The 15,117-nt window shown below is 52.2% G+C and carries 11 protein-coding genes; 3 read left to right on the forward strand and 8 right to left on the reverse strand.

The window, feature by feature from the left end:
- Window positions 1–361: 361 nt before the first annotated feature.
- The gene (locus ACR8BF_RS21350) at window positions 362–571 is read right to left on the reverse strand and encodes a hypothetical protein (protein ID WP_179899124.1); all 210 of its coding nucleotides are present in this window, start codon (window positions 569–571) and stop codon (window positions 362–364) included.
- A 474-nt stretch (window positions 572–1,045) separates the two neighbouring features.
- Between ACR8BF_RS21350 and ACR8BF_RS21355 the strand changes: the two genes are divergently transcribed.
- The 3 genes from ACR8BF_RS21355 to ACR8BF_RS21365 all read left to right on the forward strand — a co-directional run bounded on the left by ACR8BF_RS21355 (window position 1,046) and on the right by ACR8BF_RS21365 (window position 4,321).
- Window positions 1,046–1,957: a GNAT family N-acetyltransferase gene (locus ACR8BF_RS21355; RefSeq protein ID WP_434746248.1), complete on the forward strand. Its 912-nt coding sequence runs from the start codon at window positions 1,046–1,048 to the stop codon at window positions 1,955–1,957.
- 605 nt (window positions 1,958–2,562) lie between these two features.
- Complete coding sequence (locus tag ACR8BF_RS21360; RefSeq protein ID WP_434746249.1) at window positions 2,563–3,108, forward strand: chorismate mutase; 546 nt, start codon at window positions 2,563–2,565, stop codon at window positions 3,106–3,108.
- A gap of 22 nt (window positions 3,109–3,130) precedes the next feature.
- Entirely contained in the window at window positions 3,131–4,321 is a 1,191-nt protein-coding gene (locus tag ACR8BF_RS21365; RefSeq protein WP_434746250.1) for a cytochrome P450, read from the forward strand.
- Between the two features lie 34 nt (window positions 4,322–4,355).
- Here the strand turns inward: ACR8BF_RS21365 and ACR8BF_RS21370 are convergent, their stop codons facing one another.
- The 7 genes from ACR8BF_RS21370 to ACR8BF_RS21400 form a co-directional block, all read right to left on the reverse strand.
- Window positions 4,356–5,360 (reverse strand): substrate-binding domain-containing protein, encoded by a 1,005-nt coding sequence (locus tag ACR8BF_RS21370; protein WP_434746251.1) that lies wholly within the window; start codon window positions 5,358–5,360, stop codon window positions 4,356–4,358.
- A 29-nt stretch (window positions 5,361–5,389) separates the two neighbouring features.
- Entirely contained in the window at window positions 5,390–6,799 is a 1,410-nt protein-coding gene (locus tag ACR8BF_RS21375; RefSeq protein ID WP_434746252.1) for a sucrose-6-phosphate hydrolase, read from the reverse strand.
- On the reverse strand, window positions 6,799–8,169 hold the full coding sequence (locus tag ACR8BF_RS21380; protein ID WP_179899130.1) for a sucrose-specific PTS transporter subunit IIBC: 1,371 nt from the start codon (window positions 8,167–8,169) through the stop codon (window positions 6,799–6,801). Before ACR8BF_RS21380 ends, ACR8BF_RS21375 begins: the two co-directional genes overlap by 1 nt.
- 67 nt (window positions 8,170–8,236) lie before the next feature.
- The gene (locus ACR8BF_RS21385) at window positions 8,237–9,772 is read right to left on the reverse strand and encodes a carbohydrate porin (protein ID WP_434746253.1); all 1,536 of its coding nucleotides are present in this window, start codon (window positions 9,770–9,772) and stop codon (window positions 8,237–8,239) included.
- Between the two features lie 159 nt (window positions 9,773–9,931).
- The gene (locus ACR8BF_RS21390; protein WP_313537211.1) at window positions 9,932–10,858 is read right to left on the reverse strand and encodes an aminoimidazole riboside kinase; all 927 of its coding nucleotides are present in this window, start codon (window positions 10,856–10,858) and stop codon (window positions 9,932–9,934) included.
- 223 nt (window positions 10,859–11,081) lie between these two features.
- Window positions 11,082–12,053, reverse strand: coding sequence for a ParB family protein (locus tag ACR8BF_RS21395; protein WP_434746254.1), 972 nt, complete (start codon window positions 12,051–12,053; stop codon window positions 11,082–11,084).
- Entirely contained in the window at window positions 12,050–13,252 is a 1,203-nt protein-coding gene (locus tag ACR8BF_RS21400; RefSeq protein ID WP_179899134.1) for an AAA family ATPase, read from the reverse strand. Before ACR8BF_RS21400 ends, ACR8BF_RS21395 begins: the two co-directional genes overlap by 4 nt.
- Between the last annotated feature and the right edge of the window lie 1,865 nt (window positions 13,253–15,117).

Consider the following 15,117-nt stretch of genomic DNA (forward strand, 5'->3'; position numbering starts at 1 on the left):
AACAGTTGACGCTTCCGGTCAAGGGCCGAATAGAAGAGGATTTAGTGAGAATTACGACGTATTGCCGGGCGCAGCACAAAATCGCCTGGCGTTACATAAAGCCGGGTTCAGCGTTCAGAGGGCCATGACATTAATCAGCAGAAAATGATTAAGCGGTAATAATGAAACTAACTGATTCAGGATCTGTGCAGAGAACGCGCTATTATTCGTGTCGACCGCGACGATAACGGCTTCCGCAGGTTTAAAATAACGGGGCAGAGTCTGCCCCATTTATCATCACGACTAAAATGGGCGTCGAACAGTTTAATTAAACCAGCATCAGCTACAGGTAATTATGAATAGGCATGAACATTTAAATTGCTTAACGCCAGAATGCTTTGATATACGAACGGCTGCTGAGTCTTTTAATAAACTGATGTGGACAGTTAAAACGACGCCCGTCCCACTCCAGATTAAACCACTGAAAATCATCATTTTTAATGGTTTCGAGCAGGGTCATTGCCTGCATAGGCGTCTGAAAAGCATATGCTTTCATCACGCCCTCTTTGGTGCATAAATCAATATGAACCATGTAACCCCCGGGTGTTAAAAGGATCGGATATTTTATAATTATTGAACAGCCCCTTTAGCATAATCCATTTATTGCCTGCCGATTATCTGATTCCGTAATATTTACGTAAAAATTATGTATTTTATTTCTCATTTATTTTTTTGGGCAACCTTGCCTTATTTAGTCAATTAATTTGACCATCTATTTCGCCTCCGGTCAGAGTCGAAAAACTCTTTCTGCCTGCTTTTAAATCAGTACCGGAAGTGGCAACAAGACGTGATCGCAAAGGATGATATTTAACTGCTCACCTTTTCAGCCTCATACCGTCCGGCTTTCATGCTGCAGGAAAGGAATGGCGCTGGCTGGCAGGTTGAGATGGTCTTTAACAGAGCACATCGTTTACACTCTCAGCAGCCTCATCTGCACACTGGCAATGGTTCAGACAGATCGCGGAAAGAGGCAGGAGACCACTGACGGCGGGCAATAAGGAATCTTATGCTGGATTATATGGTGTCGCTTTACCGTACTGTTCCTGTCTCATCTGACTGCCTCCGCGACTGGGTTGCCAGCTGGCTGGCGCAGGAGCAGACCCGATGCCACGATCATCATTTCTCTGCCAACTTTCCCTGGCGTGAAACAGGTCTGCCCCAGCACACCTTTTTGCAGCGTGAACTGACGGTGAACGGCCAGCGATATCTCACCGGGCCACGCTATTTGGGTGGCGATCCTGCCCAGCCTTTTATTGAGATCGTGGCCCGTGATGGTCCCATCGATTACACGATCGCTTCTGTCATCATGCAGGCGTGGCAGAAGATTAACCCCTTAAAGCTGCGTATCCTGTTGCCCGCAAGCCATCCGGATATCGGTTTAACCGATCAACTGATATTCATAAGCGATCCGGCTACACTCGCTGCGCCCCCCGACGAAGACATTTCACTGGTGAAAGCCGGACGGAAAGATTATTCCGCCTGTATCCAGGCGATTAACCACGCCTATCGCGCCAGCTGGCACACGTTGCCGCATCTGCGTGATCAGCTGATGGCATCGAGCAGGCAGGAGTTACGGGAAGATATCGCCGGAGGACATGTGCTTTTGATTGTCTGGCAGGGAACGGTGGCAGGAATGATGATATGTGTTCGCCGGAGACTGACCTTTATTGAGGGATTTCAGATCATGGATGAAGTGATTATGCCTGCTTATCAGGGCCGTGGACTCGCCGCACGCGCTCAGCAGCATTTGCTGCAGCAGCTTCATCATCACTATGGTGAGAGAGCGCTGCTGACAGGCACCATTTTGCCCGGTAATACGCCTTCACTGCGAAGCGCACAAAATGCCGGACGGCGCTGCGTGCTGAAATATCAGTTTTTAACCCCTGCTGATTTAGCGCCGAACCATGTCGTTATTTAAAATCACCCTAATGCCAGTTCAATCAACTTATCCTGAACGCTGTAAACGCGCTGCTTCAGGCTCAGGCTCTCTTCTGCGCTGATCCATTTTGCATCAAACGCACTATTTACTTTTTCCTGGGCGATTTTGGTGCTGTTTTTAGCCCTCTATGCCCGTTCATATCTACCCGGTTTGCCGCCTGTTTTCCCAGACGCTTAACGAACTCCACGACACTTTTACCATCAACAATAACCTGAGTTACCGACATATCACCCTCTTTTTGCTGCTAAAAGCGCCACACTCGCGGCACATCGTATCCCTGATCCCTGTGCGCACGATGAAACACGCCGCGTAAACGCCTTCGTGGCGTCGCAGATAATTGCTGGCGCGATGCGGATCGCTTCAGGAGAGTCAAATCAGCCCAGCTGTATCAGCAGCTAACCAGGCAGTGTTGCAGATCAATATGAAGTTTTCATGACCGAAAAAATAAAAAAAAACTTCAAAATTAGTTACCTGCCTTCATCTCACTGTCCTGCCTTGCGATTCACATTTTGAAAACAAAATAATCACATCAGGTGACATTTTCATGCATAAATTAGTGCCAGTTCTATCAACGGAGCAGGCAAATGACTCACTTTGTGGCAATCTTTTTCTCTTCACTGTTTATGTGTAGTAACGTTTTTGCAGGTTCGGTTTCTTCTGTTTCTCTTGGATCACTGTCTTCCGCGCTCAATGAACGGATGCAGGTGATGAAAGCCGTAGCGGGTTACAAAGCACTGCATCATTTGCCTGTCGAGGATCTGCCAAGGGAGCAGGTGGTGCTGGATCATATGCTGCAGAACGCTCAGCATGCCGGGCTTGAGCCGCACTCCGTGGGGCCGTTTGTTCATGCGCTGATGAATGCCAGTAAAGCGATTCAGTATCGCTATCGGGCTGACTGGCTTTCATCACCGGACAGTGACCTCCCGGTCACGGATCTGGCCGAGACCCGCCAGCAGATAGAGCGGCTTGATACCCAAATCCTGACTGCGATCAGCCAGCGCCTGATGACCGGTACCTTCTCGCAGGATGACAACGCGTTTCTGATGTCACAACTCACGGCATCCCACCTCAGTGAAAATGATAAAAACAGCCTTTGTGCTGCCCTCTCCCGCATTCAGCGTCTGTATTAATACATCCGGAGCAGAGTGAGCTATGCAACTTCATGAACTCATGAACCCCGATTATGCTGACAATCCTATTGCGCTTTATCGGAAACTCCATCGTCAGGGACCGCTTATCCCTGCAGGAAACAGGATCATCATCAGCGGCAGTCATGCGGTGGTGGACGCCCTGTTGAACGATCGGCGGGTCGGTAAGAACTATATGGAAAGTGTCAGGCTAAGATTTGGTGAGGATGCCGCCGACATGCCGCTGTTTCAGGGGATCAGCAGAATGTTTCTGGTGCTCAATCCGCCGGATCATAACCGGTTAAGAGGACTGGTCATGAAGGCATTCAGCGCCCGGGAGATTAAACCTCTCAGGGAGATGGCGCTGACAGTAGCCAATGAACTGGTAGATGCTCTGGCTGCCCATCGCACCTGCGATCTGGCTCAGGCGTTTGCTTTTCCGCTTCCGGTGCGCATTATCTGCAGGATGCTGGATGTCTCAGAGTCAGATGCGCCTGAACTGGGCCGCCTTACCTCAGCACTGGTCAAGGTTTTCGACCCACAAATCAGCCCGGCGGATCTGCAGGCCGCCGCTGATGCTTTTTCCGTGCTGGAAAGTTACTTCAGCGCACTGATCGTCTCCCGGCGTCACAGCACCGCCAGTGATTTGGTGTCGCTTTTTCTGCGCAGCGGCAGTGATGGCGACCGGCTGAGTCACGATGAGATTATTGCCAATGTGATACTGCTTTTTCTTGCCGGTCATGAGACAACGTCAAATATGCTCTGCAACACCATTCTGGCCCTGCATGACCATCCGCAGGAACTGGCGTGCCTGAAGCAGAATCATGGGCTGATACCCGATGCCATTCAGGAATGTCTGCGTTACGACAGTTCGGTTCAGATGCTTTATCGCACCACTCTGCAAGAAATTGAGGTAGCAGGCCAGCTGATACCCCCCGGAACGCGGTTCTTTCTGAGTCTGGGCGCAGCCAATCACGATCCTCTGGTCTTTACCTCGCCGGAGCGGGTAAATATCCGCCGGAATGAAGGACGCTGCCTGGCATTCGGGGGCGGGATTCATCACTGCATGGGCTATCGGCTGGCACTGGCGGAAATGGAGGTGGCGTTAGAGGTATTGCTGACCCGACTGCCAGAGATGCGCCCTGTGACCGCTGGCGTTCGCCGCAATCACAGGGCCAACCTGCGCGGCGTCAGCGCCCTGCCGGTCGAGTGGTGAGATACGGTATTGCCGGGCCAGAAGCGCCCGGCGATCAGCCACGCAGCCGCAGCGTAGCGGGCAGGATAAGCTGGCTGTTAACCGGATCTTCACCGGCGATCATGGTGGTCAGCATTGAGAAGCAGGCCTGTGCGAGTGCCGGGACATTCTGCTCCACGGTGTCGATGGGAATGGAGAGTGAATCATAGAGGTAGTGGTCATCAAAACTGGCGATACGGATGTCGCTGGTCAGCAGATTATGCTCGCTAATGTAGCGCAGCACCCCCTCCAGCAGGCCACAGGCGGCGGTGAACATCGCTTTAGGTGGACGTCCCAGCCGCTTACAGAGTGCAGCAAACATCTCGTAGCCACTGCCGGGATGGTAGTTACCCTGAATAATCCACTCCGGCTGCAGCGTCACGCCCGCCCGCGACAGTCCCTCTCTGAATCCCGCAAGACGATCCTGTGTCGGTGAGAGATCGGACTGCCCGCCCATAAAGTAGATCTCCTCCGGAGAGGTGCGGGCCAGCTTTTCAACCAGCTCAGCAGTTGGCGTCACCGAGTCGGTGATGACCCACGGCAGCTGCGTGTGATTCATATGGCGGTCAAACAGCAGCACCGGAAGCTGTTCGCTGAGGCTGACATAGTCGCTGTCGTTCAGCATACTGGAAGCCACAATCAGCCCGTCGACCTGACGCGACACCAGATTGTTGACCACGGCCATCTCCTGCCCGGCATTTTCGTCAGTGCAGGAGATAAGCAGTTGCAGACCGGCCGCGCGGCAGAGATTTTCCAGCGCGTGAGAAAAGGCCGCAAAGCCGTGGTTAGTCATTTCCGGCACCACCAGCCCCAGCGTATGACTGCGGGCATCATGCAGCATCCGGGCGTGGATACTGGGCTGATAGTGGTGTTCACGGGCAAGTGACAGAACCCGCTCACGCGTCTCCTTCGCAACCCGTAACTCTTCGCCACGACCGTTGAGCACAAGGCTTGCAGTGGCTTTTGAAACGCCAGCCAGCCCAGCAATGTCACTGATAGTAACGCGTTTTGTTTTTCTCACAGCAAGGCATCGGTTAATGAAACAAGCGCTTATTCTACCATGCAGCGACGTAACGACCAGTAGCGGGCCTGCAGTTCTGCGCGCCCGCGCAGGGTCAGCAGTGCCGGCTGGTCCGGAAAATAGCGGCTGCTCATCACACCTTCCCCACCGTTGATGAAGATCTCAACGCTGGAGTGATCACACAGGATCTGCAACCGGCGTGCTGTGCCAGTCCAGTAACGGTATGTCCATTCGCCCGTCACCAGACTGCGACGGGCAAGCCGCAGTTCATTCTGTTGCCACGTCAGGATCAGCGTATCGGCGAAATTGAGTTCAATGTCGCCCTGACATTCCAGTTCCAGCTCCAGCCGCTGTGCGCCGATCGGTGGTGTATGATCGGCGCGACCCTGATAGTGCTGCTCTTTCTGCCGCAACGCCTGCAGCTCCGCCACGGGCTGCTGAAAGAGCCGCCCATTGTGTGAACTCAGCTCACGCACACACGTCATCTGATGGATCCAGCCCTGCGCGACAGTGGGCTGAGCCATCTCTTCGCCATCCGGCGTCCCCATCCAGCCCACCAGCAGACGCCGGCCATCTGCGGTCAGCGTGGTTTGCGGTGCATAAAATTCAAATCCGGCATCCATTTCATTCAGCGGCCCGTGCGGGTATGCAGGCTGCTGATAATCCAGCGAGCCACTCAGCCAGGCGCAGGCGTGACTGTTAAGATAGCGCTTCTCTTCAGACGCGATGCCCTGCGGACAGCAGATCAGATAGGTGCTGTCGCCAAGCATAAACATATCCGGGCACTCCCACATGTAGCCCGCGGCACCCAGACCACCCCGTTCACTGCCCGCGATCTCACCGAGATTCTCCCACTCCCGCAGGTCGGCAGAACGCAACAGCAGCACCCTGCCCTGCAGCTGCGTATTCTGCGCGGCCAGCACCATGTACCAGTCATCTTTGTGACGCCAGACTTTGGGATCGCGAACGTGGCCGGTATAGCCCTCTGGCACGGCGATGACCGGGCCGAGTTTATCAAACCCCCCCGCGCTATTTTGCTGCGCCAGACACTGCCACGCCGTTCGCGAGCCATCATCAAACTTCACGTTGCCGGTGTAGATCAGCGTCAGCCGACCGTTGTCGTCTACCGCGCTGCCGGAGTAGCAGCCGCTGCGGTCATACGCCTCATCCGGCATCAGGGCGATGGGCTGATGTTCCCAGTGCAGCAGATCGGCTGAGCGCCAGTGTCCCCAACACTTGTGCTGATGCGCACAGCCCAGCGCATTCCACTGGTAGAAGAGATGAAAGTGGCCGTCAAAATGAATGAAGCCGTTGGGATCGTTAAGCAGCCCGGTTACCGGCGCCAGATGCCAGCCTGGATAATGGCTGTCGCTAAGCGCCTTCGGCATACCCTTCATCACCGCCTGGAGAATGGCGGCAAGACGTGTTGATGAGGCCATTATTCAGCATCCGTTTTGTATTTGAGCAGGTAAGAGATCACAAACGCGGTAGTAAAGGCGATGGCGATGCCGATAACATAATTCAGCAGAGAGCCAGCCTGGACAATCGCCATGCCCGGCAGACCCGTCAGTCCGACCGCCGTCATATAAACATGAACCGAAACCACCCACGCTCCGCCCAGTGCGCCCCCCACTAATCCGGCGATAAAAGGTTTCATAAACCGCAGGTTGATACCAAAAATCGCCGCCTCGGTGATCCCCAGCAGCGCTGAAAACGCTGAGGGCAACGAAATTGCTTTGATCTTCGCATCACGGGTTTTGAACCACACCGCCAGACAGGCCCCACCCTGAGCCACGTTCGCCATCGCCCAGATGGGCAGCAGAAAGTTCACGCCGATCGAAGGATTGCCCAGCAGTCCTGCCTCAATCGCATGGAAGCTGTGATGGACGCCGGTGATGACAATGACCGAATAAAGCCCACCAAACACCAGTCCCGCCAGCCAGCCAGCGTGCGCAATCAGGGTGCTGAGGACAAAGGAGATACCATCACCCAGCATACGACCCGCAGGGCCAATAATCAGCAGCGCAATGAAGCCGGAGATAATCACCGTCAGGAACGGGGTCAGGATCAGATCCAGCGCATCCGGGATAACCCGACGCAGCTGCTTTTCCAGCAGACTCATAAACCAGACCGCCAGCAGCACCGGGAACACCGTACCCTGATAGCCGATCATTGCCACTTCAATGCCGAAGAAGTTCATGGTGTGGAAACCGGCTGCGACGCCCCAGGCGTTGGTCAGCGCCGGGTGGGTCAGAATGCCGCCCAGCGTCGCCCCGAGGAATGGGTTACCACCAAACTCGCGCGCTGCAGTAAAGCCAATCAGGATCGGCAGAATAATAAAGGCCGCAGAGCTGCACATATCCAGCATGATGTAGAGTGCATTTTCCGGATTAACCCAGCCGTAGGTTTTGACCATCCCCAGCAGGCCCATCAGCAGACCTGACGCCACAATCGCCGGAATGATCGGCACAAAGATGTTCGACAGCAGGCGGGCGATGCGCTGGAAAGGATTGAGCTTACGCGCAGCAATATCCGCGGCCTCAGACTTGCTCGATTCGCTGATACCCGCCTCGGCGATAAAGGCGGCGTAGACCTTGTTCACCACGCCGGTGCCGAAGATAACCTGAAGCTGTCCCGCATTGCGGAAGCAGCCCTTAACGCCTTCAATCCGGCCAATCGCCGTGGTGTCCGCTTTCTCATCATCTGCCAGCACCAGCCGCAGCCGTGTCGCACAGTGCGCTGCGCTGGCAATGTTCTCTTTGCCACCCAGCAGAGGCAACAGTGCCCGCGATATTTTTACATAGTCCATACACACCTCAGTCTCGTTATGTTTTTATCCGCGTGGATTTAAGGCCCCGGCATCCGGGGCCACCCGATCAGAACCAGGTTTCCATCTGTACGCCGAAGTTCCATTCGCCACCGGCGTCAAAGCCTTTGCTGCCGAACGCGTCGTCACTGGCATAGTTATCCAGCCGGTGATCCCAGTTCATCCAGGTGGCAAACAGTCGAATTTCCGGACGCTTAAGGAAGTCACCGACGTCACCGGCTTTCAGGGTGGGTGCAACGGTGAGTTTGGTGAAGCTGCCGCTGACCGCATTACGGTTGTTGTAGCCTTCCGGACGCAGATCCATGTACTGATAAGATCCTTCATACTGCATTTCAAAATTCTGGGTGATTTCCTGTATCAGCCGCAGGTTGACTGTCGCCCAGTCATAGCTGTCCCCTTTGACGTAGCGATCGTCACTGCGCTGTGCCAGTACGGCAGGTGCAATGTGCCAGCCACCGCCCAGCGGGGTGATCCCGTAACTCGCCAGCCGCCAGGTGTTCGCTTCTGGCAGCAGTGCGCCGTCAGAACCAATCGACTTCACCTCTGCGCCCAGGCCATGACCATAGAGCAGTGCGGTTTTCGATGTGCCCTCTGTCAGCCCATAGAAGCTGTCGTTATGCAGACCAAGCAGCGCATGTACGCCGGTTTCAGCCGCATCGCTTTTGACCCTGAGCCCGTCGATATCCCGGCGATCGTCGTTATCTTTCGCCCGCATACCGCTGACCATCATTTGCACCGGGCCGACAAAGTTATTCAGCGACAGGATGTAGTTCTGCGCCATATTTTCATTGTTTTCGATGTCGCCAAAGGTACGGCCATACAGCGAGATATTACTACGCGTCTGATCGCTCCACTTCATGTCGTAAATACCAGCACCGGTACCGGCAAGGAACACCACATCGGAGTCGATCCAGTGGATATCAAAGTTATCACGATCAAAACGCTTACCAGCCCATACGGTTGCGTTATCGAACGCGCCGGTAAACGTTGGAAGCTGACCGAGTTCGACAAACGCCTGACGCAGGTTGAGATCGCTGCTGGCGGCCGTCCAGTCGTTGTAGGTGCGCTGTCCATCGGCCAGCATCGCTTTGAAGCGGGTGGTGGCGCCATTGTCCAGTGTCTGCTTATGTTCGAGATTGAGCTCAACGTAGGTATCCGGTTCATTACCCAGACGTCCAACGTGACCGCCGGTTTCACCGGCAGGAGTGACCGTCGGGCCACCCTGCGTTTTGGCAGCTGAGCTGTTCATCAGCAATCCGGAACGGGCGTAACCGTGGAACTCAAAGCCACCTTCATCGGCAGATTTTTGTTCCAGCTTCGCGGTGCGCTGAGCAACGTCAGCAGTAGAATTCTGGGTCTGCTGCTGCACGGTAGCCAACTGCTGAGCCTGCTTCTCCGCCACCTGTGCCTGCTTTTCGGCAACCTCAGCGCGGGTTTCAGCGACATTTGCCCGCTGCTCGGCTGCCTGCAGTCGCAGTTCCATCGCCGCAAGGCGTGCTTCAATGCTGCTCATGCTGGGATCGGCCCAGACTGATGGAGAAATTAAAATTAAAGATAGGGCGACTGCTAACGTGCTTTTTTTCATTTTTTTATATCCCTGAGGAGAGGCTATCATCACCGGTATTTTTGCTAAACCGGTTTAGGCGCAAATCATAGCCAGGGGTAATTTCCCTCTGCAATGAAAATAGCTAAACCGGTTTAGTGATTGTGAGATAGCTCTCAAAACAGGAGCATTACATGACGATTAGCTGGCCAGATCGCCCAACTGGTGGAGCCAGGGAAGCGCTGTCATGGCACCTTTCGCGGTGGTTGCCAGCGCGCCACAACGTTGTGCTGTGGCAAGACAAATGGTCAGCGTTGATTCATCGTCAGGCAGACCTGACTTCGCCAGTCCCCAGAGTAAACCGGCCACGAAGGCATCTCCTGCACCTGTGGTATCAACGCTGTCCACCGGCGTAGTGGCATGGTGAGTTATCTCGCCCTGATAGCAGGCGATCACCCCTTCCCTGCCCCGCGTCACCAGTAACAAGCGAATGCCAAATCGTTCGGCCAGCAGCGGCATGCTGACAGCCGGTTCCTGGCCCGGACAGAGGAAATCAAGTTCCTCGTCTGAGAGTTTGACCACGTCGGTATGACTAAGCGCCTCGTTGACCACCGCATGCAGCTGTGCCTGATCGGGCCAGAGGTCTTCACGCAGATTTACATCAAAGCTGACATGCCCCCCTGCAGCACGGATCCGTTTCATCGCGGTCAGCGTCGCGGTACGGGAAGGTTCTCCCGCCAGGGCGATCGAACAGCAGTGCAGCCATTCATCGCGCTGGAATTCCGGCAGGTCGGACGTTTTAAGAAACAGATCGGCACTGGGCCGCACCATAAAGGTAAAGGAACGTTCGCCCTGCTCATCCAGCCCGACCACCACGGTTGAGGTGCGGTGTTGTGAATCAGCGATCATGTAGCGGGTATCGACCTTCTCTTCACTGAGCGTCTGTCGCATAAACTCACCAAAGGGATCAGCGCCTACCCGACCGATAAAACCGCTGTTTCCCTGCAGACGGGAAATTCCAACGGCGACATTGGCGGGTGCTCCGCCCGGACACTGCATAAGACGACCCGGCATTTCCGGTAGTAAATCGACCACGGCATCCCCGAGGCACCATACGCGAACAGACATAAAAGACTCCTGTAATTAAACCCGAAAGCTAAACCGTTTTAGCTATAGCGTTAAACCGTGACGAGTTCAAGCGTTACAGTGCCAAAGTGATGCGTAATTAACAGAGAAGTTTATCGGGTGAAGATGTCAGGCACGGATAATGCTTCAGACAGGCAGGTGGAGGGTGGAATAAAAAATAACCGGCACAGCGGCCGGTTCAGACATTACACACGTGTGATGACGATTACTTCAGTGTTGAGAGTATTTGTCTGATGGATGCATCGATCTGTTCAGCTATCTCTTTTGGCAGACGACTGAATTCATACTGGACAGTGCGCTTCTCATCATTAGTCTTACGACGTGCATAGGTATTGGCCGTGGAAAATGTTGCCAATTTCTCTGTCACGGTTTTGCTGACGGGCACCGGCTTTTTTAACTGACGACGGGCGCTTTTGAAGCCACTCAGGATAGCGCTTTTCTTATCATCTGCGTTAGTGCTTTGCAGGGAAACATCTTCATTCAGCTTTTGCTGGATCTCGCTGACCAGTGAAGAGGCCTCAACCGCTTCCGCTTTCGCCTCTTCCCAGACATCAAGCAGCAACTGATAATCCTGTAGAGTCAGCTCAGAGACAACCGGAAAGAGTTCGATAAACTCAGCGGGTACGGATGCTGCCTGGAACGCACGTGAGACTTTGGCGTTAGAGATGCCTTCTGCCTTTGCAATTTCTGATTTGCTCATGCCATTTTCGTTCATCAGCATAAAGCGCAAACCTAATTCGCGCAGGTTGTGCTCCTTCGCAGTCTGAATATCTGCGGCCAGCTGACGCGCATCACTGAGGCTCAGTTCATCCGCGGTGACCAGTACTTCCAGACTGGCACCGGAAAGAATGCACGCTGCACGACGGCGCGAGCCATCCATGATCTCAATTTTGTCACCGTTGACACGACCAATAGCCGGAAAGAACTGTTGCAGCGTAATGGTGCGGGTAATTTCCTGAAGTGATTCTGGCGTCAGCGTACTCTGGTCACGGCCATTAATTTTTGGATCAACGCTGGTTCGGGCCTCAATATCATCATGCAGGATGAGCTGGCGGACAAAGGTCGCCTTAGCACCCGACTTCAGCGTAAAGGTGCGCGACTGGCTGCTGCTGTCAATCATGTTTGCAATAGCAGAATCACCAAACTTGCGGCCAATGCGCTGTATAGGTTTGCTCACAGGGTACTCCTGATATATTCGATGCGGTCAAACACAGCTCTTGAGAACTGCTCGGCTTCATATTTCGCTTTGCGCAGAGCGTCTGCACTGCCCGGATAGGAGGAAGGATTGGCGCTGATTACCGTATCAAAAGATTCTCCGCAGCGTTCAAATCCATCGAGTCGCGGTAAGCTGCAGTCCAGCATCGATTTGGTAAACACTTCGCGGGCGTAGCTTTGCGAAGTCAGGTGATCGTGTTTTGAGGTCATCTTAGACATAAAGCCGATATTAGCTTTGAGTCGGGGTTCGATACCTTCGGACTCTATACGTTCCAGCATTTCAGGCAGACGCGTCAGATACTTCATGGTGGAGTGGAAATCGACCTGCGCCGGCGGCGTTGGTGTCAGCAACACATCACTGGCTGCAATTGCATTCAGCATGAAGGAATCAAGATGAGGACCCGTATCAAGGAATATGAAATCGTAATCTCCCGCCAGGCGATCAATCACATTGCGGCGTAAGACCTCTGAAGGTGCAACACCTGGCAGATGTTCAGCTACCAACTCTTCCCAGTCGCTGGCAACAAAACCATCGTCGATAGAAGCCGGGATCACATCTACGCCTGGCATGACGGTTGGCTTAATAAATTGTTCACGAAGCTGGTCTGCATCAAGATCGTTAAGCATCGCCTGCGCTGCCGTTTCCAGAACGGAACCTACGCTGTTGGTGTGGCTCAGGAACATTGTGCTCGATGCCTGTGGATCCAAATCAATCACCAGAATGCGCAGATCATTGTGAAGCATAGAAGGATGGGCGCGCATACCGTGAGCCAGTGTGACGGTGCTGACGGTCTTAGAAACGCCGCCTTTAAGGCTGACAACAAAGACAACAAAGGGACCATCGTGGCGATCGCGATATTTCGGTATTTTACGATGCGCATAGATATCGACCACGTTTTCGATGGTCAGGGCATATTGCGATGTACTACCGGTCTGTTTCTTACCAAACTGATAGCCCGCTGCTTCCATATCATTAATGGCAGCGACAACAGCATGCTTACTCAGCAAAGGCATATTCGCGACAGCATTGCGCGAGAAGGTCTGATAAAAACCGGTCTGGTTAAATTCCTGACGCTGCTGCTCAATGTGGCTACTCAATCCATGTAACATGGAATTGGCCCGTGTGGCCATTTCCAGCACTCCACCATAATCACGCTTCATAAGACCCTCTGCGTTAATGTTTTTTGCATACTACACAAAAAGGGTTTACCTGCCAATTTATAAGAAAAAAGACAAAAACCTGGATTTCTTGTCCGTGATGTTGAAATGGAGAAGAGAGAGTCAGGTGAGTTTTAAAAGGCTAAGGATTCTGGTCATGTCAGTAAAAAAGGTTAATGGCGTTTTCTGATGTGTTGCGGAGGGTGTTTTCACGATGAAAATAGCATAAAAGTCGTTATAAATCATTTACATAAAACTTAAACAGCACGGTGAAAATTTTCGTTTAAACAGCATCTCATTATGCTTACACTTTCGCGTTTGATAGTAAAGTGAGTTGATATAAGGGGCGCTGCTGACATCGATTAACGTAGATCATATCTGGCTAATCTGTTCTTGCCATATTTTCTGTATCATGACCCTCTCATACCCTGGCTGGATGACGACTTTTTAACACTGCTTTGCAGCAATCTTTCTTGTGCTAGTGGATGATTGCGTTCTTTAATCAGGGGAGGTCAGAGCAAAATAATTGGAATATATTCTACCCGAACACTTTAGTCGTTTCGTTAATCTGGCAGCAAACACATTGAAACTTATGAACGAGGGCAAAGGACTTGTAATCACAATACGAGTATGAACTCTCAACAATACAGTTAGCGGTGATTCAGAAATTTCGTAAGCTCCAATTCTTTGTTCTATAGTATCCAGTCCAATTTCATTAGGCCGTTATCTCTGTATTTCCCCTTATGAGTGACTGGCTTCACCTGCATAATAATCATGGCATTCACACTTCAGATCTTCTTCCAGAGAGATTCATTATGCTGATGGGCGTATTTCCTGTGAGCAGGCTTTATTACCCGATGTTTCTGATCAAATCATATATTGTCGGCTTCCACGTCAAAACTTCCTATGTTTTAGTACTCTATCTACCCCTGTGATATCAGGGAGGTGATCTCGCATGTCGAATCATAGGGTTTTTTCACCATGAAAAAATAAAATAAATCATTATATATCAATAACATAATGAATTTTATGCAGGGTGAAAATACTGTCAGATCGTCAGAGTCTTCTATCAAAATTCAATTATCTTATCGTTAATCTGTCATTAGTGAATGCAGATCGCAGTTATACCTGGCATTTGGGTTAAACCACCTCACGGTTAATCTTCAGCTGAGCCACTGTTCGTGGCTAATCATGACTGCACTACAGCAGGAAGAAATTTATTAAATCTGCGACTCCACGATTAGTTTGTTTTTGTCTCTTTTATCCCCGTTATCCACAGGTCAGATCCAATGGGTCGATCCCTAATAGATCAAATTGAGATCCTTAACAGATCCCCACAGTGTCTGAAGCCTTGTGGCATAAGGCCTGAGAGGGTGTCAGTAACCACTGTAGCGAGAAGAATAACCACTATAGGGAGTATAACAACCACTATAGCGAGAAGAGCAACCGCGCTGGCGAGTACGCAACAACCACTGTAGCGAGTAAATGGCCTTTTAGCGTGTGTATAACAGTGAGCAGGTCCAGCTTTCGGGATTTACTGACCGTTTGCGATGAAAGACGATGATCCAGGGAAAAGGCAGGGAACCTGAGTCATCCTGCAGCTGGCATTTTTACCGGGTTATCCACTGAATAGATCCAATAACAGATCCTCTTAAGATCCTAATAAGTTCCTTAAAGATCCCTGCAGAGCGCCAGGCCACGGTATGCCTGCCTTGAGACAGGTTCATTAACCACTATAGCGAGTAAAGTAACCACTGTATCGAGAGAAATAACCACTATGGTAAGTAGATTAACCGCTGTAGTGAGTGATAGTATCCACTGTATCGAGTAACAGCGGCTCTGGCCTGTTCACATCACGGATCTTCCTA

It is taken from the genome of Candidatus Pantoea rara (assembly GCF_051136265.1).
In the GTDB taxonomy this organism is placed as follows: domain Bacteria; phylum Pseudomonadota; class Gammaproteobacteria; order Enterobacterales; family Enterobacteriaceae; genus Pantoea; species Pantoea rara.

Coding starts and splice junctions, on each gene's coding strand:
- ACR8BF_RS21385 (WP_434746253.1), bottom strand. CDS start 9,772: ATGAAAAAAAGCACGTTAGCAGTCGCCCTATCTTTAATTTTAATTTCT.
- ACR8BF_RS21375 (WP_434746252.1), bottom strand. CDS start 6,799: ATGGCCTCATCAACACGTCTTGCCGCCATTCTCCAGGCGGTGATGAAG.
- ACR8BF_RS21390 (WP_313537211.1), bottom strand. CDS start 10,858: ATGTCTGTTCGCGTATGGTGCCTCGGGGATGCCGTGGTCGATTTACTA.
- ACR8BF_RS21350 (WP_179899124.1), bottom strand. CDS start 571: ATGGTTCATATTGATTTATGCACCAAAGAGGGCGTGATGAAAGCATAT.
- ACR8BF_RS21365 (WP_434746250.1), top strand. CDS start 3,131: ATGCAACTTCATGAACTCATGAACCCCGATTATGCTGACAATCCTATT.
- ACR8BF_RS21380 (WP_179899130.1), bottom strand. CDS start 8,169: ATGGACTATGTAAAAATATCGCGGGCACTGTTGCCTCTGCTGGGTGGC.
- ACR8BF_RS21355 (WP_434746248.1), top strand. CDS start 1,046: ATGCTGGATTATATGGTGTCGCTTTACCGTACTGTTCCTGTCTCATCT.
- ACR8BF_RS21400 (WP_179899134.1), bottom strand. CDS start 13,252: ATGAAGCGTGATTATGGTGGAGTGCTGGAAATGGCCACACGGGCCAAT.
- ACR8BF_RS21360 (WP_434746249.1), top strand. CDS start 2,563: ATGACTCACTTTGTGGCAATCTTTTTCTCTTCACTGTTTATGTGTAGT.